27 protein-coding genes are annotated in these 26,240 nt (G+C 73.5%); 13 read left to right on the top strand and 14 right to left on the bottom strand.

The genetic code is table 11. The features are described from left to right. Positions 1-114: 114 nt before the first annotated feature. Positions 115-2,010, top strand: coding sequence for a serine/threonine-protein kinase (locus tag ABZS66_RS35660; RefSeq protein WP_354765567.1), 1,896 nt, complete (start codon positions 115-117; stop codon positions 2,008-2,010). Positions 2,011-2,030: 20 nt separating this feature from the next. Here ABZS66_RS35660 and ABZS66_RS35655 read toward each other — a convergent pair whose 3' ends face one another. After that, complete coding sequence (locus ABZS66_RS35655; protein WP_354765565.1) at positions 2,031-2,537, bottom strand: DUF1269 domain-containing protein; 507 nt, start codon at positions 2,535-2,537, stop codon at positions 2,031-2,033. 315 nt (positions 2,538-2,852) lie between these two features. Continuing rightward, a complete protein-coding gene (locus ABZS66_RS35650) occupies positions 2,853-3,713 on the bottom strand; it encodes a PfkB family carbohydrate kinase (protein ID WP_354765563.1) in 861 nt (286 codons plus the stop codon). Positions 3,714-3,813: 100 nt separating this feature from the next. On the opposite strand from ABZS66_RS35650, the gene ABZS66_RS35645 reads away from it, so the two are divergent. Further along, positions 3,814-4,716 carry an SDR family oxidoreductase gene (locus ABZS66_RS35645; protein WP_354765561.1) on the top strand — a complete coding sequence of 301 codons (903 nt, stop codon included), beginning with the start codon at positions 3,814-3,816 and terminating at the stop codon, positions 4,714-4,716. Positions 4,717-4,726: 10 nt separating this feature from the next. Further along, entirely contained in the window at positions 4,727-5,554 is an 828-nt protein-coding gene (locus tag ABZS66_RS35640; RefSeq protein WP_354765559.1) for a helix-turn-helix transcriptional regulator, read from the top strand. Here the strand turns inward: ABZS66_RS35640 and ABZS66_RS35635 are convergent. After that, the gene (locus ABZS66_RS35635; protein WP_354765557.1) at positions 5,546-5,953 is read right to left on the bottom strand and encodes a cupin domain-containing protein; all 408 of its coding nucleotides are present in this window, start codon (positions 5,951-5,953) and stop codon (positions 5,546-5,548) included. The genes ABZS66_RS35640 and ABZS66_RS35635 overlap by 9 nt on opposite strands. Positions 5,954-6,009: 56 nt before the next feature. Next, positions 6,010-6,399: a RidA family protein gene (locus ABZS66_RS35630; RefSeq protein WP_354765555.1), complete on the bottom strand. Its 390-nt coding sequence runs from the start codon at positions 6,397-6,399 to the stop codon at positions 6,010-6,012. Between the two features lie 63 nt (positions 6,400-6,462). On the opposite strand from ABZS66_RS35630, the gene ABZS66_RS35625 reads away from it, so the two are divergent. From ABZS66_RS35625 to ABZS66_RS35615, 3 genes are all read left to right on the top strand, one after another. After that, complete coding sequence (locus tag ABZS66_RS35625; protein WP_354765553.1) at positions 6,463-7,065, top strand: CGNR zinc finger domain-containing protein; 603 nt, start codon at positions 6,463-6,465, stop codon at positions 7,063-7,065. A 137-nt stretch (positions 7,066-7,202) separates the two neighbouring features. Further along, complete coding sequence (locus ABZS66_RS35620) at positions 7,203-7,541, top strand: PadR family transcriptional regulator (RefSeq protein ID WP_354765551.1); 339 nt, start codon at positions 7,203-7,205, stop codon at positions 7,539-7,541. Then, a complete protein-coding gene (locus ABZS66_RS35615; RefSeq protein WP_354765549.1) occupies positions 7,538-8,647 on the top strand; it encodes a hypothetical protein in 1,110 nt (369 codons plus the stop codon). The genes ABZS66_RS35620 and ABZS66_RS35615 overlap by 4 nt, the downstream gene beginning before the upstream one ends. Before the next feature lie 244 nt (positions 8,648-8,891). On the opposite strand, the gene ABZS66_RS35610 is transcribed toward ABZS66_RS35615, so the two are convergent. Next, on the bottom strand, positions 8,892-9,686 hold the full coding sequence (locus ABZS66_RS35610; protein ID WP_354765547.1) for a hypothetical protein: 795 nt from the start codon (positions 9,684-9,686) through the stop codon (positions 8,892-8,894). Between the two features lie 105 nt (positions 9,687-9,791). Here ABZS66_RS35610 and ABZS66_RS35605 point away from each other — a divergent pair, with 105 nt between their 5' ends. Continuing rightward, positions 9,792-10,547, top strand: coding sequence for a DUF1295 domain-containing protein (locus tag ABZS66_RS35605; protein ID WP_354765545.1), 756 nt, complete (start codon positions 9,792-9,794; stop codon positions 10,545-10,547). 7 nt (positions 10,548-10,554) lie between these two features. Here ABZS66_RS35605 and ABZS66_RS35600 read toward each other — a convergent pair whose 3' ends face one another. From ABZS66_RS35600 to ABZS66_RS35590, 3 genes are read right to left on the bottom strand one after another with little or no spacing between them, the layout of a single operon-like run. Then, on the bottom strand, positions 10,555-11,037 hold the full coding sequence (locus ABZS66_RS35600; protein WP_354765543.1) for a CoA-binding protein: 483 nt from the start codon (positions 11,035-11,037) through the stop codon (positions 10,555-10,557). Continuing rightward, positions 11,037-12,335, bottom strand: coding sequence for an O-acetylhomoserine aminocarboxypropyltransferase/cysteine synthase family protein (locus tag ABZS66_RS35595; RefSeq protein ID WP_354765541.1), 1,299 nt, complete (start codon positions 12,333-12,335; stop codon positions 11,037-11,039). The genes ABZS66_RS35600 and ABZS66_RS35595 overlap by 1 nt, the downstream gene beginning before the upstream one ends. Continuing rightward, a complete protein-coding gene (locus ABZS66_RS35590; RefSeq protein WP_354765539.1) occupies positions 12,332-13,510 on the bottom strand; it encodes a homoserine O-acetyltransferase in 1,179 nt (392 codons plus the stop codon). Before ABZS66_RS35590 ends, ABZS66_RS35595 begins: the two co-directional genes overlap by 4 nt. Positions 13,511-13,588: 78 nt before the next feature. On the opposite strand from ABZS66_RS35590, the gene ABZS66_RS35585 reads away from it, so the two are divergent. From ABZS66_RS35585 to ABZS66_RS35570, 4 genes are read left to right on the top strand one after another with little or no spacing between them, the layout of a single operon-like run. Then, positions 13,589-14,137 (top strand): OsmC family protein, encoded by a 549-nt coding sequence (locus ABZS66_RS35585; protein WP_354765537.1) that lies wholly within the window; start codon positions 13,589-13,591, stop codon positions 14,135-14,137. A 55-nt stretch (positions 14,138-14,192) separates the two neighbouring features. Next, positions 14,193-15,401 carry an NAD(P)-binding domain-containing protein gene (locus ABZS66_RS35580; RefSeq protein WP_354765569.1) on the top strand — a complete coding sequence of 403 codons (1,209 nt, stop codon included), beginning with the start codon at positions 14,193-14,195 and terminating at the stop codon, positions 15,399-15,401. A gap of 39 nt (positions 15,402-15,440) precedes the next feature. Next, positions 15,441-15,755 carry a PadR family transcriptional regulator gene (locus ABZS66_RS35575; protein WP_354765535.1) on the top strand — a complete coding sequence of 105 codons (315 nt, stop codon included), beginning with the start codon at positions 15,441-15,443 and terminating at the stop codon, positions 15,753-15,755. Further along, the gene (locus tag ABZS66_RS35570) at positions 15,752-16,678 is read left to right on the top strand and encodes a hypothetical protein (RefSeq protein WP_354765533.1); all 927 of its coding nucleotides are present in this window, start codon (positions 15,752-15,754) and stop codon (positions 16,676-16,678) included. Before ABZS66_RS35575 ends, ABZS66_RS35570 begins: the two co-directional genes overlap by 4 nt. A 68-nt stretch (positions 16,679-16,746) precedes the next feature. Here ABZS66_RS35570 and ABZS66_RS35565 read toward each other — a convergent pair whose 3' ends face one another. Both ABZS66_RS35565 and ABZS66_RS35560 read right to left on the bottom strand, forming a co-directional pair. Beyond that, the gene (locus tag ABZS66_RS35565) at positions 16,747-18,114 is read right to left on the bottom strand and encodes a hypothetical protein (protein WP_354765531.1); all 1,368 of its coding nucleotides are present in this window, start codon (positions 18,112-18,114) and stop codon (positions 16,747-16,749) included. Between the two features lie 31 nt (positions 18,115-18,145). Beyond that, a complete protein-coding gene (locus ABZS66_RS35560) occupies positions 18,146-19,750 on the bottom strand; it encodes an MFS transporter (RefSeq protein WP_354765529.1) in 1,605 nt (534 codons plus the stop codon). A 189-nt stretch (positions 19,751-19,939) separates the two neighbouring features. Here ABZS66_RS35560 and yidD point away from each other — a divergent pair, with 189 nt between their 5' ends. Then, complete coding sequence (yidD, locus tag ABZS66_RS35555; RefSeq protein ID WP_354765527.1) at positions 19,940-20,350, top strand: membrane protein insertion efficiency factor YidD; 411 nt, start codon at positions 19,940-19,942, stop codon at positions 20,348-20,350. A 33-nt stretch (positions 20,351-20,383) separates the two neighbouring features. Here yidD and ABZS66_RS35550 read toward each other — a convergent pair whose 3' ends face one another. Beyond that, entirely contained in the window at positions 20,384-21,040 is a 657-nt protein-coding gene (locus ABZS66_RS35550; RefSeq protein WP_354765525.1) for an MgtC/SapB family protein, read from the bottom strand. Positions 21,041-21,087: 47 nt separating this feature from the next. Between ABZS66_RS35550 and ABZS66_RS35545 the strand changes: the two genes are divergently transcribed. Continuing rightward, positions 21,088-21,873 (top strand): enoyl-CoA hydratase-related protein, encoded by a 786-nt coding sequence (locus ABZS66_RS35545; protein ID WP_354765523.1) that lies wholly within the window; start codon positions 21,088-21,090, stop codon positions 21,871-21,873. Here the strand turns inward: ABZS66_RS35545 and ABZS66_RS35540 are convergent. The 3 genes from ABZS66_RS35540 to ABZS66_RS35530 all read right to left on the bottom strand — a co-directional run bounded on the left by ABZS66_RS35540 (position 21,860) and on the right by ABZS66_RS35530 (position 26,202). Further along, positions 21,860-22,297 carry a potassium channel family protein gene (locus ABZS66_RS35540; protein WP_354765521.1) on the bottom strand — a complete coding sequence of 146 codons (438 nt, stop codon included), beginning with the start codon at positions 22,295-22,297 and terminating at the stop codon, positions 21,860-21,862. The genes ABZS66_RS35545 and ABZS66_RS35540 overlap by 14 nt on opposite strands. Positions 22,298-22,381: 84 nt before the next feature. Continuing rightward, positions 22,382-24,400, bottom strand: a complete 2,019-nt coding sequence (locus ABZS66_RS35535) for a hypothetical protein (RefSeq protein ID WP_354765519.1) — start codon at positions 24,398-24,400, stop codon at positions 22,382-22,384. Then, the gene (locus tag ABZS66_RS35530) at positions 24,397-26,202 is read right to left on the bottom strand and encodes an HSP90 family protein (RefSeq protein ID WP_354765517.1); all 1,806 of its coding nucleotides are present in this window, start codon (positions 26,200-26,202) and stop codon (positions 24,397-24,399) included. The genes ABZS66_RS35535 and ABZS66_RS35530 overlap by 4 nt, the downstream gene beginning before the upstream one ends. Positions 26,203-26,240: the final 38 nt, after the last annotated feature.

Here is a 26,240-nt window from a genome sequence, read left to right as displayed (position 1 = left end):
GTGCTGCCGCCGCAGGTGCCCTGGTCCTCCCACACGCCGGTGGTGCCGGGCGGCCCTCTCGACGCGCCGGTGCCGGCGCCGGCGTGACGCCGCAGTGACGGGGAGAGGACGACGATGACCGGCAACCACGCGCCGTTGCGCGACGGGGATCCGCGGCGGCTCGGCCGGTACACCGTGATCGGCCGCCTCGGCGAGGGCGGCATGGGCACCGTGTACCTCGCCACCGCCCCCGACGGCGCGCCGGTCGCCGTCAAGGTGGTGCGCACCGACCTGGCGCACGACGAGCAGTTCCGCCGCCGGTTCCGCAGCGAGGTCAACCGGGCCCGGCAGGTGCCGCCGTTCTGCACCGCGGAGGTGCTCGACGCCGCCCCCGACGACGAGCGGCCCTACCTCGTCGTCGAGTACGTCGACGGGCCGAGCCTGGCCGCCGTGGTCCGCGACCGGGGGCCGCTGTCCCAGGCGAACCTGCACGGGCTGGCGATCGGCGTCGCGACCGCGCTCACCGCGATCCACGGCGCCGGCGTGGTCCACCGCGACCTGAAGCCCAACAACGTGCTGCTCGCGGCGGGCAGCCCGAAGGTCATCGACTTCGGCATCGCGCACTCGCCGCAGGCCACCACCGGGCACACCCGGACCGACCAGGTGGTCGGCACCGTCGCCTACATGGCCCCGGAGCGGTTCGGCCCGGAGGGGAGCGGCAGCACCACGCCGGCCGCGGACATCTTCTCGTGGGGCGCGGTCATCGCGTACGCCGGCACCGGGCGCAACCCGTTCGGCTCCGACGCGGCGCCGGTGGTCGCGGCGCGGATCCTGACCCAGCCGCCCGACCTGTCCGGGCTGTCCGGGCCGCTGCGGGACCTCGTGGCGCAGGCGCTCGCCAAGGATCCCGCCGAGCGGCCGACGGCTCGGGAGCTCATCGACCGGCTGCTGACGGCCGGGCCCGCGCAGTCGGCGCTGGCGCGGCAGCCCGACCTGCTGGCGGCGGTCGAGGAGGTCCAGGCGACGGACGTGGCTCCGGCGCTGGACTCGGCTGCGCCGCCGGGCGTTGCGGCTGGGCTTTCGGCGGACGCGGGCGCCGCGGCTGGGGTTTCGGGCGACCCGCCCGGGGTTTCGGGCGTTGCGGCTGGGGTTTCCACCGATGCCACGACCCGGCTCGACGACTCGGCGCTGCCGCACGTGCTGGCGGCGTCCGCCTCCGCGCCCGCTCCCGTGCCCGCTCCCGCGCCGGTCTCGCCCGCGCCCTTCGCCGACGCTTCGGCGTCCGCGCCGCCTCCCTCGTCCTCGGGGCGGTTCGGACGGATCGCGCTCGCCGTCGTCGCGGTCGTCGCGCTGCTGACGTCGCTGGCGGTGGCGGGCCTGACGTACGGCATCATCCCCCTGCCGGACCGGAGCCCCCAGGCCCAGTCCTCCAGCGCGACCGCCACCTCCGCCGCCGCGTCACCGTCGGGCGCCGCGGACCGGGTGCTGTTCTCCGACCGGCTCACGAGCGAGCAGCTCTGGCAGCCGCGCGACGACAAGGACAACGACGCGACCTGCGCGTTCCAGAACGCGCTCGTCGTGACGCGGCAGAGCGTCGGCTCGTACCGCTGCCCGGGCCCGCGCAACGAGGTGACCGAGTTCGCCATGACCGTCGACGTGCGGCTGCAGACCGCCGCCAGCTGCGCCGCGGTCTGGTTCCGCTTCGACACCGGCGGCTACGTGCTGCGGGTCTGCGCCGACGGCTACCACCTGGCCACCCACGGCGTCGGCGGCCCGGCGGCGGTCACGACGGTGGACAGCTACCCGTTCGCCGCCCCGCTCGCGGTCCAGGCGGTCGCGAAGGTCGGCATCGTCGCGCGGGGCGCCGACATGACGTTCACCCGCGACGGGCAGCCGCTGGGCACCTACCACGACCCGACGTTCGAGCGGGGCCGGGTCGTGCTCGGCGTCTTTCCCGACCCGAAGACGACGGCGGCCCCGCCGTTCTCGGTGGCGTTCACGAACATCGAGGTCCGCGTCCCCTCGGCGTGAGGGGACGCGGCCTCGTGCCGTCACGCGTGGGCCATGTGCTGGGCGTCGATCGCGGCCCGCAGCCGCTGCTCCGCCTCCATGTCCAGCGAGCTGTGCAGGAGCCGGCCGCCGAAGTTGTGCGGCGCCATCTCCGCCAGCACCTTGTCGACCGTCACCTGGTCGACGAGCAGGAACATGGCCGCCGACCCGGGCTCGAGCGACGCGGCGAGGTCCTTCATGAACTTGTCGTCCACCCCGACGTCGGTGGCCTTGCCGGCGAGCGCGCCGGCACCGGCGCCGATCGCCATCCCGAGGAACGGGGCGAAGAACAGCAACCCGATGAGCCCGCCCCAGAGCGCCCCACCGGCCGCGCCCGCGGCCGTCATGGAGCTGGACTGGTGCAGCTTGACCTTGCCGTCGACACCGACGTCGACCACCGCGGCATCCCGCACCGAGATGATGCCCTGCCGTTGCAGGTCCATGATCTTGTCCCGCGCCGCGTTGGCGGTGGACAGGTCGCGGTAGCCGATCGCAACGAGATCAGTCATGGATCGTTTCCCTTTCTCCACACCGGCCGCGGCGCTCCGGTTGGGCGCCGCACGAGGCAAGCGTCGCGGCGGACACCCGAACCGAACCCACCCACACCGGGCTAGCGACCATGTCGAGCCGCGACGGAGTCCAGATTTCGCCTGGCCTCGCCCCCGCAAAGCCCCGCTACCGGTGTTGTGACCGGGCTTCGCCATGGCCCGGGCACCCCTGACGGCCACGAGGAGCGCGGCACCGCCGGTGGCGCGGAGTGCACCCGGCCGGCCCGGCGGTGGTGCTCCTCACGGCGCGGAGCGCACTCGGCCGGCCCGGCGAGGTCAGTCGGCCGAGCGGAGTGACTCCTCGGTGAGGTCCGGTGGGGCCAGGTCGCGGGTGCGGACCGCCAGCGCGCCCGCGCGGGTTGCCTGGCGCAGGCACTCCTCCAGGTCTGCGCCGCGGAGGTGGGCCGCCAGGAAGCCGGCGAAGAAGGCGTCGCCCGCGCCGTTGGTGTCCACGACCTCCTCCACCGGGGTTGCCGGGACGTGCACCGGCGAACCGCCGCGGGCCAGGGCTGTCGCGCCGCGGGCGCCGTGGGTGCAGACGGCCAGGCCGGCGCCGGCCGCGATCCGGGCGTGCAGGAACGCCAGCGGGTCGGGCAGGCGTTCGTCGCTCACGAACACGGCGTCGGCGGCCTCGGCGAACTCGCGGTGGAACTCGCTCTCGCCGTCGTAGTCGTGCAGGTCGCACCAGATCGGCTTGCCGGCCGTGCGGAGGAACGGGCGGCTGTGGTCGGCCAGGTCGACCACCACCACGTCCGCTCTGGACAGGAGCGACGCCGGGACCGTCACCTCCGCGGCCGGGGTCGGGAGGGTCAGGTACACCGACAGCCGCGAGCCGTGCCGGTCCATGAGGTTCACGTGGCGCTCCGAGCCGTTCGCGCTCGAGAACGCCAGCAGCTCGATGCCCGGCGACAGCAGCTCCGTCCTGATTCGCGATGCCGGTTCGTCGTCGCCCAGCAGGGTCGCGAGGGTTACGTCGATGCCGAGGCGGCTCAGGTTGAGGGCCTTGCCGGCCGACGTGCCGCCCAGGGTCTCGTGGTGGCGGGCGGCGAAGACCGTGTGCGGCTCGGGGCGGGGCAGCTCGTCGACGTAGATCAGCAGGTTCCAGGCCACCGGGCCGGCGATGAGAACGTTCGGCATGTCAGTTGACCTTGCCATCATCCGGAAGTCTGCGGACGGGTGGGCGGCCTTGTACTGGCAGTACATGGATCAGCTCGGGAAACGGGGCGACGGTGGACGCATGAGTGAACACACCGGACGCTTCGCCGTCGTGACGGGCGCCAGCGGCGGGCTGGGGCTGGCGCTGGCCACCCGGCTGGCCGCCGCAGGCGCCGAGGTCCTGCTGGCCGCCCGCCGGCCCGGTAGCGCCGCCGAGCGCATCCGCGCCGAGGTACCAGATGCCCGCGTTGAGGAGCGGATCCTCGACCTCGCGTCGCTGGAGTCCGTCGCCGCCTTCGCCGGCGCCCTCGACCGGCCGATCCACCTGCTGGTCAACAACGCCGGGGTGATGGCGCCCGCCACCCGGCACACCACCGCCGACGGGCTGGAGCTCCAGTTCGGTACCAACCATATCGGGCATTTCGCCCTCACGGCGCGACTCCTGCCGCAGCTGCGCGCCGGGCGGGCCCGGGTCACGACGGTGACGAGCAGCGCCGCCCGCCACGCGAAGATGAACTGGGCCGATCCGCAATGGATGCAGCGGTACTCCCCGGTGCGCGCCTACAACCAGTCCAAGCTGGCGAACCTGCTGTTCGCGCTGGAGCTGGACCGGCGGTCCCGCGCGGGCGGCTGGGGGATCGTCAGCAACGCCGCCCACCCGGGCACGACGCTCACGGGGCTCTACGCCGCCGGGCCGAACCTGGGGCGGGCCAAGCCGGCCCCGCACGAGGCGATCATGACCCGGCTCGCCCGGTGGGGTCTGCTGGTCCAGGGCGTCGAGCGGGGCGTGCTGCCGATCCTGCACGCGGCGACCAGCCCGGCGGCGCTCGGCGCCCGCCTGTACGGGCCGGACGGCTTCGGCCAGTTCACCGGCGATCCGACCGAGCTTCCGGTGTACCGCCCGGCGCGCGACGAGGCCGCCGCCGCCCGGCTGTGGGACCTCTCACTCCGCCTCGCCGGGGTCGAGTTCGCGTTGGCGAGGTAGGCAGGTGGGTGTGGACCGTGCACGACTGGCCGAGTACCTGCGCACCCGGCGGGGGGCCCTCCAGCCGGAGGACGTGGGCCTGCCCCGCGGGCAGCGCCGCCGCACGCACGGCCTGCGCCGCGAGGAGGTCGCGGTGCTGTGCGACATGTCGATCGACTACTACAGCCGGCTCGAGCAGCCGCGCGGCCCGCACCCGTCCGAGCAGATGCTCGGCGCCCTGGCCCGCGGGCTGCGGCTGTCCCTGGAGGAGCGCGACCACCTGTTCCAGCTCGCCGGGTACGCCACACCGCGCCGCACCGCCGGCTCCGCGGCAGGCTTGGAGCACGTCAACCCCGGCATGATGCGCATCTTCGACGGCCTCCAGGACGCCGCCGCGCAGGTCGTCAGCCACCTCGGCGACACGCTGCTGCAGACGCCGCTGTCGGTCGCGCTGCTCGGCGACGAACGTTCCCACAGCGGTCTCGCCCGGAGCCTGCACTACCGCTGGTTCACCGACCCGGCGACCCGCCTGCGGCACCCGCAGGAGGCCCGCCTCATCGTGGCGGACCTGCACGCCTCGTACGTCCGCGACGGGGCCGGCTCCCGCGCGGACGCGATCGTCTCGGCGCTGCTCGCCGGCAGCACCGAGTTCGCCGCACTCTGGCGGGAACACCCCGTGGCCGGCCGCTACTGCGGCCCGGTCCGGATCGTGCACCCTTCGCTGGGCGTGCTCGACCTGCACTGCCAGCGGCTGGTCGACCCGGACCAGTCGCAGCAGTTGGTCGTGTACACGGCGGCGCCGGGCACCGAGAGCGCCGAGAAGCTGCGGCTGCTGTCGGTGCTGGGCGCCTCAGCCTGAGCGTCGCCGGTCGGCGCGCTTGGCCAGTTCCTCGGCCGGCACGGGCGTGAGCATCGGCTTGCCCTCTTCGCAGAACATGGTGACGGTGAACTTCAGCCGCCGGTCGGTGCGATGGTTGCCGTCCTGGTAGTGGATGACGTCGCCGCCGGGCTCCCAGAACGCCTCGCCGGCCTTCACCACGCGCGGCGGCTCGCCCTCGAGCTCGAACACCATCTCACCCTCGACGACGTACCCGAACGCCGGGCCGGGGTGCCAGTGCGGCGGCGCGCCCGGGTCCCCCGGCGGGTACTCGACGACGACGGTCATCACGTGGCCGCCGGGCGGGAAGAACGGCGGGTGGGCTTCCTGCAGTACCGTGACCGCCGTCTTCCAGACGTCGGACTTCGTGGCGTGCGTCATGCGGCCCCGCTACCCACCCGATGCGGAACCAACCGCCACGTTTGTCGCGGTCGGCGTCAGACGACGGCGACGGCGTCGATCTCCACGAGAAAGCCCGGGCCCAGGCCGGCGACGACGTGGACCGTGATGGCCGGCGGCGGGTCGGCGGGGTTCCACACCTGTTGGAAGGCGGCCACCCCTTCGTCGAAGCCGTGACCGTCCGCCACGGCGATGGTCCAGTGCACGATGTTCGCCAGGCTCGCGCCCTCGCTCTCCAGGATGGTCGCGAGGTTGCGCAGCGCCTGCAGGGCCTGTTCACCGACGGTGGGCCCGACGACCTTCCCGTCGGCGTCGACACCGTTCTGCCCGCCGATGTAGATCGTCTTCGCCGGCTGCTCCACGACGACGGCCTGGCTGAAGGCCGGGCTGCGGTGAAGGCCATCGGGGTTGATGTGCCGGGTAGTCATGTGTTGCCCTCCTCGACCATGAAACCGGTAATAGGGGTTACCTCAACCAGTTATAGTGGTTACATGCGGACGTACGCAACCGGACGGGTGCTGCACGACCCCAAGGGGGGTTCGTTCTGGTTCGACGCCGGCGCCGTCTGCCTGGACTTCGCCCACACGGGCGGCGAGGGCCAATATGCGGTGTTCGAGTCCCTCCACCAGCCGGACGACCTGGCCGCCTGGCTGGCCCAGCCGCCGCTGGCCGCGGCCCTGACCACCCCGGCGACCTTCGCCGACCTGACCGCGGCGAAGGCGTTACGTCAGGCGATCTGGGAGACTGCCCACGCCCGGGCGGCGGGCCGGCCGCTGGGCGCCGACGCGATCGCGGTCATCAACGCGGCCGCGGCCGCCCCGTCGCTGGCCCCGCAGCTCACTGCCGCCGGCACGCCCGCGAGCTGGTCGGCACCGGTCCTGACGACGCAGGCCTTGTCGACGCTGGCTCGCGAGATGGTGGAACTGCTGTCCGGCCCACTGTCGGAGCGCATCCGCGAGTGCGCCGCCGACAACTGCCCGCTGGTGTTCGTCGACACGTCCCGCCCCGGCGCCCGCCGCTGGTGCACGATGGAACGCTGCGGCAACCGCAACAAGGTGCGCGCCCTCCGAGCCCGCCGCGCCACGCCCCAGTAAGCCGAGCGCCCGCCAGGCGCAACCAGCCCCGAAGCCACCGGACGCAGCCCGGCGCCGCCGGACCACACCGCTCACCCGCCGCCGCCACGGTGCGTAACGCCCTAGATATATAACGGATTTCGTCATATGGTTGAGGCATGCCACTGAAGGAGTCCGCGTTCCTGATCCTCTCGGCGCTCGCCGCCGGGCCCACCCATGGCTACGGGATCATGAAAGACGCCGAGGAGCAGTCGGCCGGCGCTGTGCGGCTGCGGCCCGGCACGCTCTACGCCGTCCTCGCCGAGCTGGTCGAGGCGGGCCTCATCGAGATCGACAGCGAGGAGATCGTCCAGTCCCGGCTGCGCCGCTACTACAAGCTCACCGCGCCCGGCGCGCGCCAGCTCGCCGACGAGGCCGACCGGCGACGCGCGGCGGCCAACACCGCGGGCCTCCGGCTGCGCCGCAGTGGCCTGCTCACCAACGGAGGTGCTGCATGACCGCCCCGCTCGAAGCCCGCCTGCAGCGCCTGATGCGCACCTACCCGGCGACCTACCGCCGGGCGCACGGCGCCGACATGCTCACCACCATGCTGGCCGACGCGACCCCGGGGCAGCGCTGGCCCAGGTTCGGCGACGCGGCGAACCTGGTCTTCCACGGGCTCCGGCTGCGGCTGACCAAGCGGTCGCGGGGAGAGGCCTTCGACGCCGGGTGGGCCGACGCGTGCGCGGTGCTCGGACCGCTGATCGCCCTCGTGCTGCTGGCCCTGCGACTGCCGGTCGTGCTGCGGATGCCGCCGGAAGCCTTCAGGCCACCGTTCAACGCCGAGACGGTGGCCGGCATCTCGATGCTCAGTGCGGGCCTCGAAGTCGTCGGCTGGGCGGCCGTCGCGGTGGCCGCGCTCGCCGGGCTGCGCAGGACCGCGGCGCTGTTCGCGTGGGCGGCCCTGCTCGCCGAGGTGGTGCCCCTCGTCCGCCTCTACGACGTGTCGCCCGTGCCGGTTGTCCACGGACTCTGGCGGCCGGCGCTCGCGCTCGTCGCGGCAGTCGCGCTCAGCGCGGCCGGCTCGCGGGGCGCGGCGGCGGTGCTCGGTCGGCGACGGCTCGGCACGGTCCTGGTCACGCTCACGGTGATCGACGTGATCGCCGTCATCCTCGGGCCGGGTTCCGTCACCCAGCGGACCGACGAGGGCTGGACCTACCTGAAATTCTTCCCGAGCGAGCTGATCATCTCGTCCGGCCCATCGGGCTACTGGATCGAGTCACCCTCTCCTACAGCGATGGGCCTCACACTGCTCGGGCTGGCCGTGGCGCTGCTCGCGCTCATCGTGGCGGTCGTCACGGTGCCCGGCCCGATCCGGCGGCGGCTGCTGGTCGCCGTGGCACCCGTCATCACGGTGATCCTCACGATCAACCTGACCCTTCCCGGCTGGGCGGCGTCCAACGACCACATGGGACACCCGATCGCGCTCGTGCCCGTGCAGTGGGCGGCCCTCGCGGGACTGCCGCTGCTGACCTTCGCCCTCGGGCTCCGGTGGGTGCGCCGCCGCGACGAGGTCCTGCGCCTGGCCGCGCTGGGAGCCACCGTCGAGCAGCCCGTGCGGTAACGGCACTGCAGCCCGGCTGAGGTAAGTGGATCGGTGCCCTCAAGCGTGGACGGGGCGTGGGGCAGTAGGTTCGCTCACCTGCGTGGCGAAACCGCTTCGACGCCGGCGCCGTCTGCCTGGACTTCGCCCACACGGGCGGCGAGGGCCAATATGCGGTGTTCGAGTCCCTCCGAGCCCGCCGCGCCACGCCCTCGTGAGCCTCGACGTCGGTGAGCTGCCCGCTCTACCTGACCGTGGGAAACGGCTACGCGGGCTGCTGCTCGGCCAGCCGGGGCAGCGGGTGGACCGGGGCCGTCGGGAAAGCGGACGGGGCACCCCCGGCCAGCCGTGACCGGGGTAGCCACATGCTCAGGATCAGGCTCGTACGGTCGAAGACCTTCTCGGAGCCCAGCCCGGCGGGCAGGAACCGCCCCACCGATTCGTTGTGCTCGAGCGCGGTGATCGAGCGAGAGGCAGCCTGGGCCGGATCCATGCCCTCCATGTCCGCCCTCGCGACCGCCGTGACAATGCCGATCTGTTCCTCCTCCGGTTGGAACAGCAGCCACACGCTGGCCAGGCCCTGCCGCCCGGCGTTCTCGCGGACCGTCGGCCACGCCAGTTCCAGCAGTCGCTGCACGTGCTCGCCGGCGTAGGTCCAGCGCTCAAGGCGGGTGGCGTAGTGCGTGGTGGCCAGCGGAGTGAAGTCATGGGCGCCGGTGACCCGCCAAAGATGCCGGTCGACGCCCAGGAAGAACGGCCGGTCCCAGAACTTCACGCCGGGCTCGAACTCCAACTCCTGGCTGGTGAACGCGTTGTAGTCGACCGCATGCTCCCAGGTATCGAAGAGATAGCGACCGCCGACCTGACGGGCGCCGGTAGCCGGGTCGAAGCGCAACGGCGTGTACTTGTGACGCATGCCGGGACGGACGTCCATGCTGCGCCGCTCGATCTCCACCATGTCGACCAGGCCCTGCACGGGTATCTCGTCGGGGATCGCGAAGTCTGCGGTGAACGCGGCATCCGCCTTGATCGGGCCGGTCTCGTAGCCCCGAATATCCATGATCGGTTCCTTTGCACCCGCTTCTCAGGCTACGCCGGGAGCAGAGCGCAGGGAGCCCTTTCGTGAGCGCAGTCGATCGGCTTGCCTGGATGTAGGCTCGGCGCCGTGCCCGCCCCCGGCCCGTACCTGTGGCTCGTCCTGTTGGAACTGGCCCTCGCCGCGGCCACGATGGTCGGGCTGCGGTACCTGACCGCGCCCTACGGGCGGCACGGCCGTCCCGGCTGGGGGCCGACCGTGCCCGCGCGGGTCGGCTGGCTGGTGATGGAGTCGCCGGCCGTCCTGTGGTTCCTCGCCGTCTTCCTCACCGGCGCGCACAACACCGCCGCCGTGCCGCTGGTCCTGCTGGCCCTGTGGCAGCTGCACTACGTCCAGCGCATGCTCGTGTACCCGTTGCTCATGCGCACCGGTGCCCGGATGCCGGTCAGCATCGTGGCCATGGCGATCGCGTTCAACACGCTCAACGGGTACGTCAACGCAGGCTGGATCGGCGACCTCGGCGACTACCCGGTCAGCTGGCTGACCGACCCGCGCTTCCTCGCGGGCACCGCCCTGTTCCTCGGCGGCCTGGCCGTCAACCTGGACGCCGACCGGCGCCTGCGCCGGCTGCGCGGCCCGGGCGAGACCGGCTACCGGATACCGCACGGCGGCGCGTTCCGCTGGGTATCCTCACCCAACTACTTCGGCGAGATGGTGGAGTGGTTCGGCTGGGCGCTGGCCACCTGGTCGCTGCCGGGGCTGGCGTTCGCCCTGTACACGACCGCCAACCTCGCGCCCCGCGCGCTGGCCAACCACCGCTGGTATCACGAGCAGTTCCCCGCCTACCCGCCACAGCGCCGGGCACTGCTGCCCTACCTGCTGTGACCGGCAGCTACTGGAGGCCGCCGCGGACCGCGGTGATCCGCTGGGTGTTGAAGCCCAGCCAGTGCATCCGGCCCACGTAGCGGGCGTGCTCCACCTTCAGGCAGCGGTCCATGATCACGGTGAGGCCGCCGTCCTCGGCGATCCGGGCGCCCTCCTCGTTGATCACCCCGAACTGGCACCACAGCGCCGTCGCGCCGATGGCCACCGACGAACGGGCGATCTCCGGCAGTGCGTCCGGGGCGCGGAAGACGTTCACCACGTCCACCGGGACCGGGACCTCCTCCAGGGTCGGGTAGCTCGTCTCGCCCAGAATCGAGGTCGCCCGCGGGTTCACCGGGATCACGCGGTAGTTGTGGCGCTTCAGGTAGTAGCCCACGAAGTAGCTCGCCCGGAGCTCGTTGTTCGACAGGCCGACGATCGCGATCGTGCGGGTGCCGTGCAGGACCCGCTGGATCGTCAGCGGGTCCTGGTAGCGGGAGAGGTCCATCATCAAGCGCCTCCAACCAGCTTGAAAGCCTGTTCCAGGTCCCAGATCAGATCATCCACCGACTCGGTGCCCACCGACAGGCGGACCGTGCCGGGACCGACGCCCGCCGACTGGAGCTCGGCGTCGCTCAGCTGGCGGTGCGTCGTGCTCGCCGGGTGGATGATCAGGCTCTTCGCGTCGCCCACGTTCGCCAGGTGGGACCACAGGGAGACGCCGCGGATGAGGTTCTGGCCGCCCTCGCGGCCGCCGGCCACGTCGAAGGAGAACACCGCGCCCGCGCCGCGCGGGAGGTACTTCTCGACCAGTGCTTCGTAACGACCAGGCAGGCCTGCATAGGTCACATTCGATGCCAGCGGGTGCGACGACAGGAACGACGCGACCGCCGCGGCGTTGGAGACGTGGCGCTCCATCCGCAGCGACAGCGTCTCCAGGCCCTGCAGGAACAGGAACGCGTTGAACGGGGACAGCGCGCCGCCCAGGTCGCGCAGCGTCTCGGCGCGCAGCTTCATGAGGTACCCGTACGTGCCGAACGTCTCGTGGAACTGCAGGCCGTGGTAGGCGGGGCTGGGGTCGGCGATCACCGGGAAGCGGCCGTTGGACCAGTCGAACGTGCCGGCCTCGACCACGACGCCGCCGATCGACGTGCCGTGGCCGCCGATGAACTTCGTCGCCGAGTGGACGACGATGTCGGCGCCCCATTCGATCGGGCGGCAGAGGTACGGCGTGGCGAACGTGTTGTCGACGATCAGCGGGACGTCGTGCTCGTGCGCGATCGCCGCGACGGTCTCGATGTCCAGGACGTTGCCGGCGGGGTTGCCGATCGTCTCGGCGAAGAACGCCTTCGTCTCCGGCCGCACCGCGGACCGCCACGCCGCGGGGTCGTCCGGGTCGACCCAGCTCAGCGAGACGTTCATCTTGCGCAGCAGGTGCTTGAGCTGGTTGACCGTGCCGCCGTACAGCGCCGACGAGGACACGACGTGGTCGCCCGGCTGGAGCAGGGTGAACAGCGCGGCAGCCTGGGCGGCGATGCCGCTGGCGAAGGCCACGCCGCCGGCGCCGCCCTCCAGGTTGGCGACGCGCTCCTCGAAGACCGCGACGGTCGGGTTCATGATGCGCGAGTACGTGTTGCCGTACTCCTGCAGGTTGAAGTACGCCGCCGCCGACTCCGGGTCCTCGAACACGTAGCTCGTCGTCTGGAAGATCGGCACGGCCCGGGCGCCGGTGTTCGGGTCGGGTCGCTGCCCGGCATGCAGCTGGCGGGTCTCGAACCCGAAGTCACGGGGTTGGTCCAGCGAGGTCACGAGGTCTTCTCCAAGAGGAACCGGCGGATGATCGGCGTCTGGCGCGCCTCTTCCAGCAGGAAGCAGTCGTGGCCGTACGGCGCGTCGATCACGTGGAACTCGACCGGCTTGCCGAGCGCCTCCAACGCAGCGGAGATGTCCTGCGAGGCGGCCGGCGGGTACAGCCAGTCGGAGCTGAAGGCGATGAGCAGCGTCCGCGCCGTGACGCCCTCGAGGGCGCCGCGCAGCGAGCCGTACGAGCGGGCCAGGTCGAAGTACGTCAGCGCGCGCGAGGTGTAGAGGTACGTGTTGGCGTCGAAGCGCTTGACGAACGAGGCGGCCTGGTGGCGCAGGTAGCTCTCGACCTGGTACTCCGGCTCGGTGATCGTGTACCGGACGTCGTCGGCGAACTGCAGCCGCCGGCCGAACCGGTCGTTCATCGCCGGCGCCGACAGGTAGGTGACGTGGCCGACCATCCGGGCCACGCCCATGCCGGCGTCCGGGGTCCGCCCCGTGCCGTAATAGTGGCCGCCCTGCCAGTCGGGGTCGCGCATGATCGCGTCCCGGGCGATCGAGTTCCAGGCCACGCCCTGCGGGTGCAGCCCGTGGGTGCTGGCGATCACCACGATGGCGTCGACCTGCTCGGGGTACGCCACCGCCCACTGGAGGGCCTGCATGCCCCCGAGCGAGCCGCCGGCGACGGCCGCGAGCCGCTCGATGCCGAGCTCGTCGAGGAACGCGCGCTCGGTGCGGACCATGTCGGCGACGGTGATGACCGGGAAGTCCGAGCCGTAGGGGCGGCCGGTCGCCGGGTCGGTCGAGGACGGTCCGGTCGTACCGCGGCAGCCGCCGAGCAGGTTCGTGGACACCACGTAGTAACGGTCGGTGTCGAACGCCTTGCCCGGGCCGATCATGCCGTCCCACCAGCCGAGGCCCTTGCCCGCGGTACCGTCGCGATCCTCGGCGCCGAAGCCGTCGCGGGTGCTCTCGCCCGGCGTCGCCGAGACGCCGGCGGCGTGCGCGTCGCCGCTGAGGGCGTGACAGACCAGGATCACGTTGTCCCGTTCGGGCGACAGCGTGCCGTATGTCTCGTAGGCGATCCGGACCTGATGCAGCTCTCGCCCGCAGTCCAGACGGACCGGTTTCGGCAGGTCAAGGAACTGCGTTTCGACCCGTCCGACCGATCCCGCTTCCATGCGGGCGATCATAGCCTGGGGCCGGACGGCCGGTGTACTGTCAACCAACCCGATCGGAAATATGGGAGGTACATCATCATGACAACCGTCGAGAACGGGGTCAACGTCCAGGCGTTACTGGAGGCGCGCACGGCGCTGCAGGGCGCGCCGGAGGCCGCGCAGTTCACCTGGCGGGCCTCGTCGAAGTGGCAGAACGGGGTGCACAGCACCACCCGGATCCAGAAGTACTACGGGCTCGGCCAGGAGCAGAGCCACAAGAGCGAGTCGGTGTTCGAGGCGGACCACCCCGAGGTGTTCGCGGCCGAGGACAACGGCATCACCCCGATCGAGTACCTCCTCGTCGGGCTGGCCGCCTGCCTGACGGCGGGCGTGGCGTCGGTCGCCCAGAACCGGGGCATCCAGCTGCGCTCGGTCGAGGCGTCCGTCGAGGGCCAGCACGACATCCGCGGCATCCTGGGCGCCGACAGTGACGTCCGCAACGGCTTCAACGACATCAAGGTGACCTTCAACATCGACGCCGACGCCAGCAAGCAGGAGATCGAGGCCCTCGTCGCCCAGTCGCAGAAGCGCTCGGCCGTCTTCGACGCGCTCACCAACCCGACCGACGTCACCGTCGAAGTCGCTTAAGAGCCGGCTCCAGCGCCGACAGGCCCGCGAGCAGATCAGCTGAAGAGGTCCCGTCATCGAAGCCGTCACCACAGTCGTCATCGGCGCCGGCCACGCCGGTCTCGCCGCCAGCCGGTTCCTCGCCGACCGGTCGATCGACCACGTCGTGCTGGAGCGCGGCGAGGTGGCCAACTCGTGGCGGCGCGAGCGCTGGGACTCACTGCGACTGCTGACACCCAACTGGCAGAGCGGCCTGCCCGGCCTGCCGTACGACGGGCCGGACCCGGACGGGTACCTGACGATGAGCGAGGTGGTCGACCTGATCGAGCGCTTCGCCGCCGTCACCCGCGCGCCCGTCCGGACCGGCACGACGGTCACGTCGGTCCGGCGGACCGACTCGGGCTACCGCGTGACGACCGACCAGGGCGAGCTGACCTGCCGGACGGTGGTCATCGCGAGCGGCGCCTGCAACCGCCCGACGGTGCCGCCGTTCGCCGGCGCCGTGCCGCCCGAGGTCGAGCAGCTCACCCCGTTCGACTACCGCGGCCCGGCCAAGCTCGCCGAGGGCGGGGTCCTCGTCGTCGGCGCGTCGGCGACGGGCGTGCAGCTCGCCGCCGAGCTCCAGCGGTCGGGCCGCCCGGTGACCCTCTCGGTCGGCGAGCACACCCGCCTTCCGCGGCTGTATCGCGGGAAGGACGTGCTCTGGTGGATGGACGCCGCCGGCGTGTGGAGCCAGCGGTACGACGAGATCGACGACCTCACCCGGGCCCGCAGCCTCCCCTCGCCACAGCTCGTCGGCTCCCCCGGCCGCGCGACGCTCGACCTCAATGCGCTCACCGACCTGGACGTGCGGCTCGTCGGCCGCTGGGCCGCGGTGCGCGACGGGAAGGCACTGTTCTCCGGCGGCCTGCGCAACGTGTTCTCGCTCGCCGACCTGAAGCTGAACCGCCTGCTGGACACGTTCGACGCGTGGGCGGGCGACGGCACCGGCGAGCGCTTCGAGCCGACCCGCGTCCCGGCGTCGAGCCGGCTGCAGCTCGACCTGCGCAGCGGCGAGATCCGCACGATCGTGTGGGCGACCGGCTTCCGCCCGTCGTACGACTGGCTCGACGTGCCGGTCGTCGACGCGAAGGGCCGCCTGGAGCACGACGGCGGCGTGGTCGCCGCCCCCGGCCTCTACGCGCTGGGCCTGCCGGTCCTGCGCCGCCGCAAGTCGACGTTCATCCACGGCATCGAGGACGACGCCCGCGAGGTGACCGACCACCTCGCCGCCCACCTGGGTTGAGGGCTTCCCAAGAATTCTCTACCTATATAGAGTTACCGCGTGACTCGGAACCGGCGGCCGTCGCCGCAGACCGTCGCGGTGCTCACCGCGCTCGCCGCGGAGCCGTCCGCGTGGCGGTACGGATACGAGCTGGGCCAGGAGGTCGACCTCAAGGCCGGCTCGCTCTACCCGATCCTCATGCGGCTGTGCGACCGCGGGCTGCTCGACGCCGCCTGGGAGACCGACCCGCCGCCGGGAAGACCACCCCGGCACCTGTACCGGCTGACCGACGGCGGCCGGCAGTTCGCCGAGGAGGTCGCGCTCGCCCCCGAGCCGGCCCGCCCCGCGCCGCTGCGGCCGCGGAGCGCCTGGTGAACCGGGACGCGCCCGCGTGGGCGCTCGCCGCCGCGACCCGGCTCCTGCCGGCGGGCCGGCGCGACTGGGGCACGGCGATGTCGGCCGAATTGGCCGGCATCGACCTGCGGCCCGACCGCCGGCGGTTCGCCGCCGGCTGCGTGGCCGCGATCGTCACGCGGCCCGGGGTGCTGCTGCGGGCCGGGTACCTGCTCGCGCCGATCGCCCTGGTGGCGTACGTGGTGCGGTGGAGCGCGACGATCGGCGAGCCGCCGCGGCGGTGGGGCGTGGTCGCGCTCGTCGCCGTGCTGGCCCTGGTCGTGGAGCTCGGCGTGATCGGCCCGCTGGGCCCGGTGGGCGGCGGCCGGGCCGCGCGGCTCGTGCGGACCATCGGCTACGTCCTGGTCGGCGTGCTCGCCGTCGAGGCCGTGCTGTTCGTGGCCGGCCGCACCGGCCCCGACCTGGGCGGCGTGCCCGTCTTCGGGGTCATGTTCGCCGGTTACCTCGCCGCCGGCCAGGCCCTGACGGCACAGCGCTCGACCGCGACGCCCCGCGCCCTGCTCACCGGCGCCGCGGCCGGCACCGCCGCCGCGGCCGCGTGGGCCGCCGTCGTCCTGGTGGCGCCCCCGATCCCGGCCGGCCCCCTGCTGGCCATCGTGCTGATCGCCGCGGGCATGACCATTGCCGGCCGCCTCGGCGGCCAGGTCGCCGCGCTGGGCGCCGGCACCACGGCCGCGCTGCTGATCCTCAACCTGGTGACGGCGGCGTCGGTCCTCGCCCCGGACTGGCTCATCCCCCACCTGGCACCACCGGCGCTCGCCCCGGCCACGCAGATCGCCGAGAGCCGCATCGAACTGCCGGACCCGTACCTGTGGCTGCTGCTGCTCGGCTGGTTCGTCGCCCTCGCCCAGTGGGCCGCGTCCAGCCCTCGCCGCGCGCGCTGACCGCTTCGTGCCACCGTTGTGCCGCCCGGCCCCGGTCGCAGAGGATCAGACCGGGCCGAGGGAGTCTGCTACGGGTGGTGGGCGACCACCGTGCGGAGCCTCGCCGGTGCGCGGCCTCGCGCCCCGGCCAGCGTGAGCAGGCCCAGGAGCAGCAGCGCCGCGGTCAGGGTCGACCACGCCGGCGACCAGGCGGCGCCGCCGCGCAGCGGTGCGATCAGCCACACCAGGGCGAACAGTGGCAGCGCGAGCGCGGCCAGCCGGGTCTCGACCGGCGGGCGCAGGGCCACCCAGGCGGCGAGTACGGCGGCGAGCACGAACCAGCCCGCCAGCACCCGCGCCCCGAACGGCCCCGCCGCGACCGGCAGGCGGGCCGCCACCGCCGGCGCCGCGAGCAGCGTCCCGGCCGCGGCCGCGAGCAGCGCGCTGTAGGCCGCCGCCGCCACCCGGTACATCCGGAACGGCCCGGCCGGCGCGGGACCCGGACGGCCCCAGCGGAGGGCCACCAGCGCCGCCACCGGGAACACGGCGAACAGCACCACCCAGGCCCACGCCTGCCACACCCGGAAGTCGAACGCCTCCAGGTGGTGCAGCGTCACGACGAAGATCGGCGCCGACAGGGCCACCACGCCCGCGAGCAGGCCGCGGGCCTCGGGCCAGCGGCGGGCCGGGCCGCCCGCGCGCAGGGCCAGGCCGTACAGCAGCGTCGCCACGAGGTAGCAGCCGCCGATCGTGGCGGCCAGCGGCGGCGGGCCCAGCGGCCACGCGAAGAACGACCGGGTGCCGGCGGGGAAGGCGAGCAGGGCGGCGCCGCTGACCCCGGCGGCGACGCTCACCACGAAGAACACGATCCAGGCGACGGTCTGCGGCCAGGTCGCGGGGCGCGGCAGCAGCAGCCACAGCGCGGCCAGGCCGATCCACACGGCGTCGGCGACGAACCCGGCGAAGGCGAGCGCGTCGAGCCGCGGGTCGCCGGCGAGCAACGCCAGGAGCCCGGCGGGGACGAGCACGGCGCCGACGAGTGCGGCGGCGGATGTGAGGCGGCGTGGCAGTACACCCGGAGCCCAGGCCACACCCAGGAGCGTCGCGCCGAGCAGGACGCCCCCGGCCAGGCGCAGGTCGAGGTGGAGCGCATGGTCGGCGCGCAGGCGCGGCGGCAGCGACGCGGCGGCCACCAGCGGACCGGCGATGCCGGCGGCCAGCACCAGCCACGCGCCGGGGCGGGGGCGCAGCAGCGCCCACAGGCCGGCGGCGAACAGCGCGTAGGCGACCAGGGCGAGCGCCCCGGCCAGCACGGACAGGCGCAGGCCGCCCGGGTTCGCGGCGTAGTACGCGGGCAGCGCGGGGTCGCCGCGGCCGGGGACGGCGAGGAAGTCGAGGTTCTCCAGGCCCGCGAGCACCACGTATCCGACGCCCGCGGCGCCGACCCAGCGCCGCATGATCTCTCCCGAATGACGACCGAATGACGACCTATTCGAGGGAACGCAGCGGCGGCGGAATCGGCCCGGTCCTGTGCCGCACCTCACGGACGACCGAGTGGACGAGCCCGTCGACCCGGTCGGGCGCGAGGTGCACGACCTGGTCGGCGTGGATCTGGTCGCCCAGCATGAGTGCGGCCGGGATGGCGTCGCCGGCCGCCACCAGGACCACCGGCAGCGCGCCTGCCTCGAGTTGTTCGGCCACGGCGGCGGTCTCGTGCGGGTGCGGCGGGGTGCCGGCGCTGAGGGCCAGGATCGTGTGGGCGGGCAGGCGCAGGCGCAGGCCGGTGATCAGCCGGGCGGCGTCGGCCGCCGGGTCCGGCTCGAACACGACCACGAGCTCGTGCCGGGTCGCGAGCGCCGCCAGGGCCGAGATGACGTCGCCGAACTGCGAACGGACCTGCCGGGCCGACAGCGACACGACGGTCAGTGCGGCGTCGGGCGGGGCGGTCGCCGGCACCGGGAAGTGCATCGCGGCGCTGAGCCAGCGGCGACGGGCGTGCAGGTTGCCGGCGCTGGCGACCGCGCCGCCGGCGAGCAGCATGAGGGCGATGGTGTACGAGCCGTCGATGCCGTACACGCCGATCACGAGCAGCGCCGGGAGCATGGCGATGGCGCTGCCCACCGCGCTGACCGCGCCGTAGGTGGCGCTCGCGTGGTGGGCCGGTGCCACACGGCCGATGAGGGAGCACACGGTACCCAGGGCGACCCCGAACCCGACCGCAACCCCGGCAAGGGCGGGCGCGGCGACGGCGGCCAGCGGCGGGTGGAACGCCAGCAGCAACAGCAGCGGCGCGACGGTCGCGTAGCAGCCGCGCAGCACGGCCGTCGAGTCGTGGCGCCGGCTCAGCCAGCCGCCGAGCACGGCCGCTCCGGCGCACAATGCCACGGTGGCCGCGGTGCCGACGAACGCGTTTCGCGCGCTCAGCCCGTAGGCGTTGACCAGGTACGACGGCATTGTGAGGCCGAGCGCGTTGACGCCGCCGCCGGACACGCCGAACCAGACGGCCAGGTGCCGGGTGGCCGGCGCCCGGATCAGCGCGAGCGGGCCCGGATGGCGGGCCGGCGGCGGCGCGGACCGGTCGACGTCGCCGCGCAGCAGCCGGTGGGCCAGCAGCCCGTACCCGAGCAGGACCCCCGCCAGGATCCGCAGGCCGATGTCCGGCGCGCCGACCGGCAGGGCCCGCGACGCGATCCCGCCCGCCGTGACAAGGCAGACGGCGGCCGCGAAGAGGCTCATCGCCGCACCGCGCCGGCCGGGCGGGAAGGCGCGGATGATCGCCCCGGCACCGGCCGGGAAGGCGGCGCTCGCCAGCCCCACCGCGCACGCGACGCCGACCAGCGCGGGCACGGAGTCGGCGAGTTGGAGCGCCAGCACCGACAGCGCCGCGACGGTGCTGACGGCGGGCAGCAGGTGGCGGGCGCCGTACCGGTCGGCGATCATCCCGGCGGGGACCCGGACGAGCATGCCGACCACCACGGGGATGGTGCCGAGCAGTGCCCACTCGCCGACGGTGAGGCCGTGGCGGCGGCCGATGTCCAGCCCGAACGGGCCGACCAGCGTCCACGTGAGGTACAGAAGACCGACTCCGGACACGGCGACGATCAGGGTCCGGAGGGGGCGCGGCCCTGCCTGCATGCCCAGTCAACGAGACTTCGGGCGAACCGGTGACGCCCGGTGTGACGGCCGTCACCGCCACAGCTGGACGGCGCGCAGTGCCGTTCGTCCGACGGACAGGCGACAGCAGTCTTGATCATTCCGGGCCCGACTCCGCACAATCCGCCCGTGGAAGAGGGAATCGACGCCGAACAGGGCAAGAAGCAGAGCTGGTTCAGCGGGGCGCCGTCCTGCGACCTGAGCGGCTGCGACGGGTGCGACGGCTGTGACGGGTGCGACTGCAACCCGTTCCTGCTCAGCTCGCTGTTGCTCGGCGCGATCGCGCTGACCCGCCCGGGCCGCCCGCCGCGCCGCTCGGCCAGCGGGCCGGGGCGGGCGGGCGTGGCGGCGATCCGGGGGTACCAGCGGTTCCTGTCACCGCACCTGCCGACCCGCTGCCGGCAGACCCCGACGTGCAGCAGCTACGGGCTGGAGGCGGTCCGCCGGTACGGCCTGGTGACCGGCTCACGGCTCACCGCGGCCCGCATCCGCCGCTGCAACGCCTCGACGCCCCGGGGCACGCACGACCCGGTGCCCTAGATCCGCCGGGACGGTCTCCGGCTCCAGACCGTGTCAGCGCTCGATCTCCACGCCTTCGACGCCGTCGAGCCGGCGGAGTCGCTCGGCGACCGCCGGCAGTGACGCGGCGCCGTCGCCGCGCGCCGTGAGCACGAGCAGCTGGTCCGGCCCGGCGTAGCCGACCCGGAGCACGGCCGCGCCGGCCAGGGCCGCGGACGCCTCCCGCTCGGCCACGTCGAGCGGGAAGCCCGGAGCCAGCGTCAGCGTCACCCGGATGCGGTGCCGGTCGGGCAGCCAGTGCGCCTCGGCCACCTTGAACAGCCACAGGGCGGCCAGCGCGATCGCCGTGGCCGCGGCCGCCGCCCAGTACAGCCGCAGCCCGGCGACCAGGCCGATCGCGGCGGTCACCCACAGCGACGCCGCGGTGGTCAGGCCGATGATGGTGGCGCCCTCGCGGAGGATGGCGCCCGCGCCGAGGAAGCCGATGCCGGTCACCACCTGCGCCGCGATGCGCGTGCGGTCGTCGTCGCCGACCTCGTACCCCGCGATCGTGAACAGCGACGCGCCGGCCGCCACGAGCATGTGGGTGCGCAGGCCGGCGGGCTGCGCACCCAACTCCCGCTCCAGCCCCAGCACGGCGCCGAGGAGGATGGCGACCAGCAGCGGCGGGATCACGGTCCACTCCATCGGCACCGCATACCGAACCGTCACGCTTCGAAACTTGGATCCGGGTACGCCGTCACCTACCGTCGGAGGCCATGGAAGATCTCGTGCTCGCCGAGCGCCGCGGCCCGGTGCTGGTGCTGGTGCTGAACCGGCCGGAGCGGCTCAACGCGTGGACGAACGAACTGGAGGACGCGTACTTCGCCCGCCTCGACGAGGCCGAGGACGACCCGTCGGTGCGGGCCGTCGTGGTCACCGGGGCCGGCCGGGGCTTCTGCGCCGGCGCCGACCTGGCGGCGCTCGCCGCGATCTCCGACGGTGCCGACGTGCCGCCGCGGCCGCGGGCCCGCACCTTCCCGCTCACGCTGCGCAAGCCGCTGATCGCCGCGATCAACGGACCGGCCGCCGGACTCGGCCTGGTGGAGGCGTTGTACTGCGACCTGCGCTTCGCCACGCCCGACGCGAAACTGACGACGTCGTTCGCGCAGCGCGGCCTGATCGCCGAGTACGGCATCGCCTGGCTGCTGCCCCGGCTGGTCGGGCTGAGCCGGGCCCTGGACCTGCTGCTGTCGGCCCGGGTCGTCACCGGCGCCGAGGCGCTCACGATGGGCCTCGTCGACCGGGTCGTCGACGCCGACCAACTGCTGGACGCCGCCGTCGCCTACGCGCAGGCCCTCGCCGACACCTGCGCACCGGCGTCGATGGCGACGATCAAGGCGCAGGTGTACGGGGCGCTCGACACCGACCTGCCCACCGCGGTCGCCGAGTCGGAGCGGCTCATGGCGGCGTCGTTCACCGGCCCCGACCTGGCCGAGGGCGTGCGCAGCTACCTGGAGCGCCGCCCGCCGTCGTTCCCGGGCCTGCCGCCTACTGCTCGCTGAGGGGCGCGCCGCGCTCGGCCTCCATGCGCTCCAGCGTCGCCCGGATCGCCCGCAGGTGCTGCTTGATCTCCTCCTGCTCCTCGTGGCGGAACGCGTCGTTGTCCACGATGAGCTTGCTCGCGAAGTGCGCGGTGATGAGCGGGATGACGACCAGGACCATGATGGAGATCAGCAGGCCGGCCACGATCCGGCCGGGCACCGTGGTCGGGTAGGTGTCGCCGTAGCCGACCGTGGAGGCCGTGACGACCGCCCACCAGAACGAGTCGCCGATGCTCTTCTCCTCGAAGACGCTGTACAGCGCGCCGCTGATCAGCATCAGGGTGAGGTAGGTCGCCACTGTGGCCTTCACGGAGTTGGCGATCCAGATAAACCCGCCGAACACCGTCTTCCCCGCGGTGATCACCGCGACAAGCATTTCGCGCATCGAGGTTGGCTCCCGTCCGGCCGCTGTTGCCCCTGCTTAGCGCCGTAGTATTACACCCCGGGAGCCCCGCCGACTGTCGGATGTTCAGTAGTTGTCGTCGTCCGGAATGTCGTCGATGAGGTCGTCCTCGCCGTCCAGGTCGTAGTACTCGTCGACGCCGTGCTCCGCCATCAGCGCCACGGCCTCGGCGGGCCGGTCCTGGGCCCGCAGGCTGCGGGCGACGAGGACCCACGCGGTCCAGTTCACGCCCCCGTCGTCGGCGTCCATCAGCGGGCGGGCGAGGGCCTCCGCCTCCGCCGGGCGGCCGAGGCGGAGCAGGAGGTGGGCCTGCCACAGCGGGAACGGGTACGGCGCGACCCGCTGGAGGGCGCCCTCGAGGTCGCCGATGAGCTCCTGCATGCGCGACAGCCCGCCCTGCACGCCCGGCAGGTCGGCGGCGGGCACGTGACCGGCCGCGATGAGGGCGTCGAGCCGGGTCACCAGGTCCGGGTCGGCCGGGTACCCGTCGTGGCGCCGCGGCAGCGACCTGTGCAGGCAGCGCGCCTCGGCGGCCGGGTCGCCCGCGGCGCGGTACAGGTCGGCCGCCCGGATCCGCTGCTCGACGCCGCGCTGCCAGTCCAGCACGAAGCTGGCGTCCTCCAGCACCGCGGCCCGCGGCGGCAGCGCCGGCGGCCACACCGGCGCCGCCATCAGCTCGTCGACGAGCGCGGCGATCAGGTCCCAGTGGCGGCTGCTGCGCCGGTAGAGCTCGACCAGGAGGTACCGCGCGACCACCGCGTCCTCGGTGAGCCCGGCCCCGTCGAGGCTGCGCTGCGCCTCCTCCGCCGTCTCGATCGCGTCGCTCCACTGGGCCGCGTTGCGCAGGGCGTAGGCGACCTCCAGCTGGGTGCGGGCAGCGCCCGCCCGGTCGCCCGCCGCGGTCAGGTCGGCGACCCTGCGCACGAGCGCGGCGGTCGCCGCACCGCCCGGCACCGGCGCGATCGGCCGGCCGCCGAGCACGGTGAGCGGCAGCTCGCCGACGACCGGCGCCGCCGCGAGCCGCGCCTCGATGCGCCGGCCCTGATAGTCGTTGCCGTTGCGGGCGTCGAACTCGGCGGCCAGCTTCCGGGCGAGCACGACCAGCTCGTCATGGGTCTGCCCGACGGTCGACACCCACTGGCGGGTGCCGTCGTCGCTGCGCCGGCGGATCGGCGCGCCGGCGTCGCCGCGCTCGGCGAGACGCCGTAGCACCAGCGCCGCGCCGGAGGCGAACTCCAGCGCCGCGTACGGCGACGAGGGCCGGTCGAGCCACGGCAGGTGCCGCTCGACGATCGGCAGCGCGTGCCGCTCGTTGCCGGAGCGGCCGCAGAACTCCAGGTTGAGGCCGATGAGCTCGAGGTGGTGGCGGCTGTCGCGGATGCGCTCGTAGGCCCGCTTGCGCCCCTTCGCCGCCTCGTCCAGCCGGCCCGTGTGCAGGTAGGCCATGAGCAGCTCGCTGAGCATCCAGTGCGGCTGCTCCGTGCAGCCGCCGTCGGTGTACGGCGCGCCGACCTCGACCGCCTGCTCGTACCGCCCGGCGGCGACGAGATGCGCGACGTGGCCGGACGGGACGCAGGCGGCGCAGTCGGACAGCGCGTCCTGGCGCGCGGTGAGCATCTCGCCGTACCACCGGCCCGCGCCGTCGAGGTCGCCCAGGTGCTGCGCGACGAGCCCGCGGTGCTGGAACACGGCGTGCAGGCTGTGCCCGCCCGCCTGGTAGCGGCGCTGCATGTCGTCGAGCAGCCCCGTCGCGCGGTCGAGGGTCACGCCGGGGAACTGGGTGACCTCCCAGACGATCCACTTGTACTGCCACAGCAGCCGGTGCGCGTCGTACGCGGTCGTCAGCTCGGGCGCGCGGTCGAAGGTCGCCAGGCACCAGGAGAACGCGGTCAGGGCCCGCGCGTACTCGCCGCTGTGGTGCAGGTCGGAGATGGCGCTCATCCGGGCCCGGAACCCGAACGCCGGGTTGTCCGCGGCGTCGGCATGGCGGAACACCGCGTCCAGGGCGGCCCAGCGCGCCGGGCCGCGCTCCAGCCCGTACGCCTCCGTGAGCATCCGCTGCAGGTCCGGCTCCGGCGTGGTCATGACCGTCCCTCCAGCGCGAGCCGCAGCAGGCCCAGCAGCGACTGGTTGAAGGCCGCGGTGGCGGCCGGGGTCAGCGGCTGCCGCGCGAGCAGCAGCGCCTGGGTGAACAGGCCCTCGATCGCGTACGTCGTGAGCTGCTCGTCGCCGGCGTTCATCGCCTCCCGGGCGAGCGGGTTGCGGTGGTTGAGCACCAGCCGCGGCCGCTCGTCACGGCCGGTCGCGACCGCGCCGAGCAGCGACGCCCACAGGTCGTCGGAGCCGGCCTGGAAGTCGGCCTGGGCGCGGCGCAGGTCGCCCTGGAACGCGGCCTCGCCGTCGAGCAGGTACAGCGCGGGCAGGCTCGGCGGGTCGAACGCCCGCACCGACACCTCGACGCCCTGCCGGTCGAGCACCCGCTGGGCGAGGGCCAGGAACGGGCGCAGCGCCGCCGCCTCCTCGGCCGTCAGATGCTCCAGCCGCATCGACAGGTCGGCCGGGGTCAGCACCTCCGTCACGACGTCCGGCCGGGCCACCGGCAGCCGCTGCAGCAGGCTCGCCTCGTAGACGTAGCCCGCGTTGACGAGCGGGATGCCCTGGGCCGCGGCCACCGCCGCCGTCTGCCGGAACTCGTCCACCGAGGTCGTGTACCGCACCACGCCGTACCGGTCGTGGAACTCGGCCAGCGTCAGCGGACCGACGTTGGTCTCGAACGGCCAGGACTCGTGGATCAGGCGCAGCATCTCGTCGTCGTGCACGGCCAGGGCCTTCACGCCCAGATGGTGGGTCTGCAGGAACGAGCTGAGCCGGGCCGGGTCGGTCGCGGCCAGGCCGGCCAGCCACCTGCGCAGCCCGCTGCCGAGCGTCTCGCGCACCTGCTGGAGCAGGCTGTCGTCGTACAGCGCCTCGCGGCTCGCCGTCGGCCGCAGCTCCGTGGTGTCGAACACGCAGCGGACGAAGAACGCCCACGGCGGCAGCAGGCCCTCGACGTCCTCCGACAGCAGCATCTGCTTGAGGTACACCCGATGCGCCACCCGGACCGCCGGGTTGGCCGGGGCCGGCAGCACGAACGCGACGCCCCGCACGCCGCCCTCCGGTGCCGACAGCTCCACGATGTCGAACGGCGTGAAGCCGAACGCCTCCTGCGCGTATCCGGCCAGCCGCGCCCAGCGGGCCGCCGGCGTCTCGTTCGCGCCCGGCTCCCACGGCGGCAGGCCGGTCGTCACCGTGTCGGCGCCGTCCTTACCGACGCGCACGCCGATCGGCAGCATCGAGCCGTACAGCGTGGCGAGCTCCCGCACCGTCCGCTCGGCCAGCCAGTGCTCCTCGCCGCGCCGCGGCACCAGGGTCACCGTCGTGCCCGGCTCGGCGCGCTGCTGTTCCGGCAGCTCCACCGCGTAACGCCCGTCGCCGAACCCGGTCCACAGCACGGTCGGCGCGTCGCCGCGGCGGGTCACGACGCGGATCTCGTCGGCGACCATGAAGCACGACAGCAGGCCGATGCCGAACTGCCCCAGGAACTCGTGCCGGGCGAAGCCGAGGTCGTCGCGCTTGGAGCTGCGCCCGATCGTGGCCAGCAGGTCGTGCACCTGCGCCTCGGTGAGGCCGATGCCCGTGTCGTGCACGCGCAGCGTGCCGTCGCCGGTGCGCTCCGGCGGCTCGAACCAGATGTCCCCGGCCGCCCTCGGGTCGGTCAGCCGCCGCGCGGTGATCGCGTCGACGGCGTTCTGCATCAGCTCCCGCACGTACACCCGTGGCGTCGCGTAGAGATGGTGACTGAGCAGGTCGACCACGCCGCGCAGGTCGACCCTGAAGGTGAAGCTCACTGTTGCCCCCGTGCCTCGATGCCCCGGGGAGCATAGCG

Source organism: Dactylosporangium sp. NPDC005572 (assembly GCF_040605515.1).
Lineage (GTDB): Bacteria > Actinomycetota > Actinomycetes > Mycobacteriales > Micromonosporaceae > Dactylosporangium.
The sequence above is the reverse complement of the archived record's forward strand: the minus strand, read 5'-3'. Positions and strand labels throughout refer to the sequence as shown.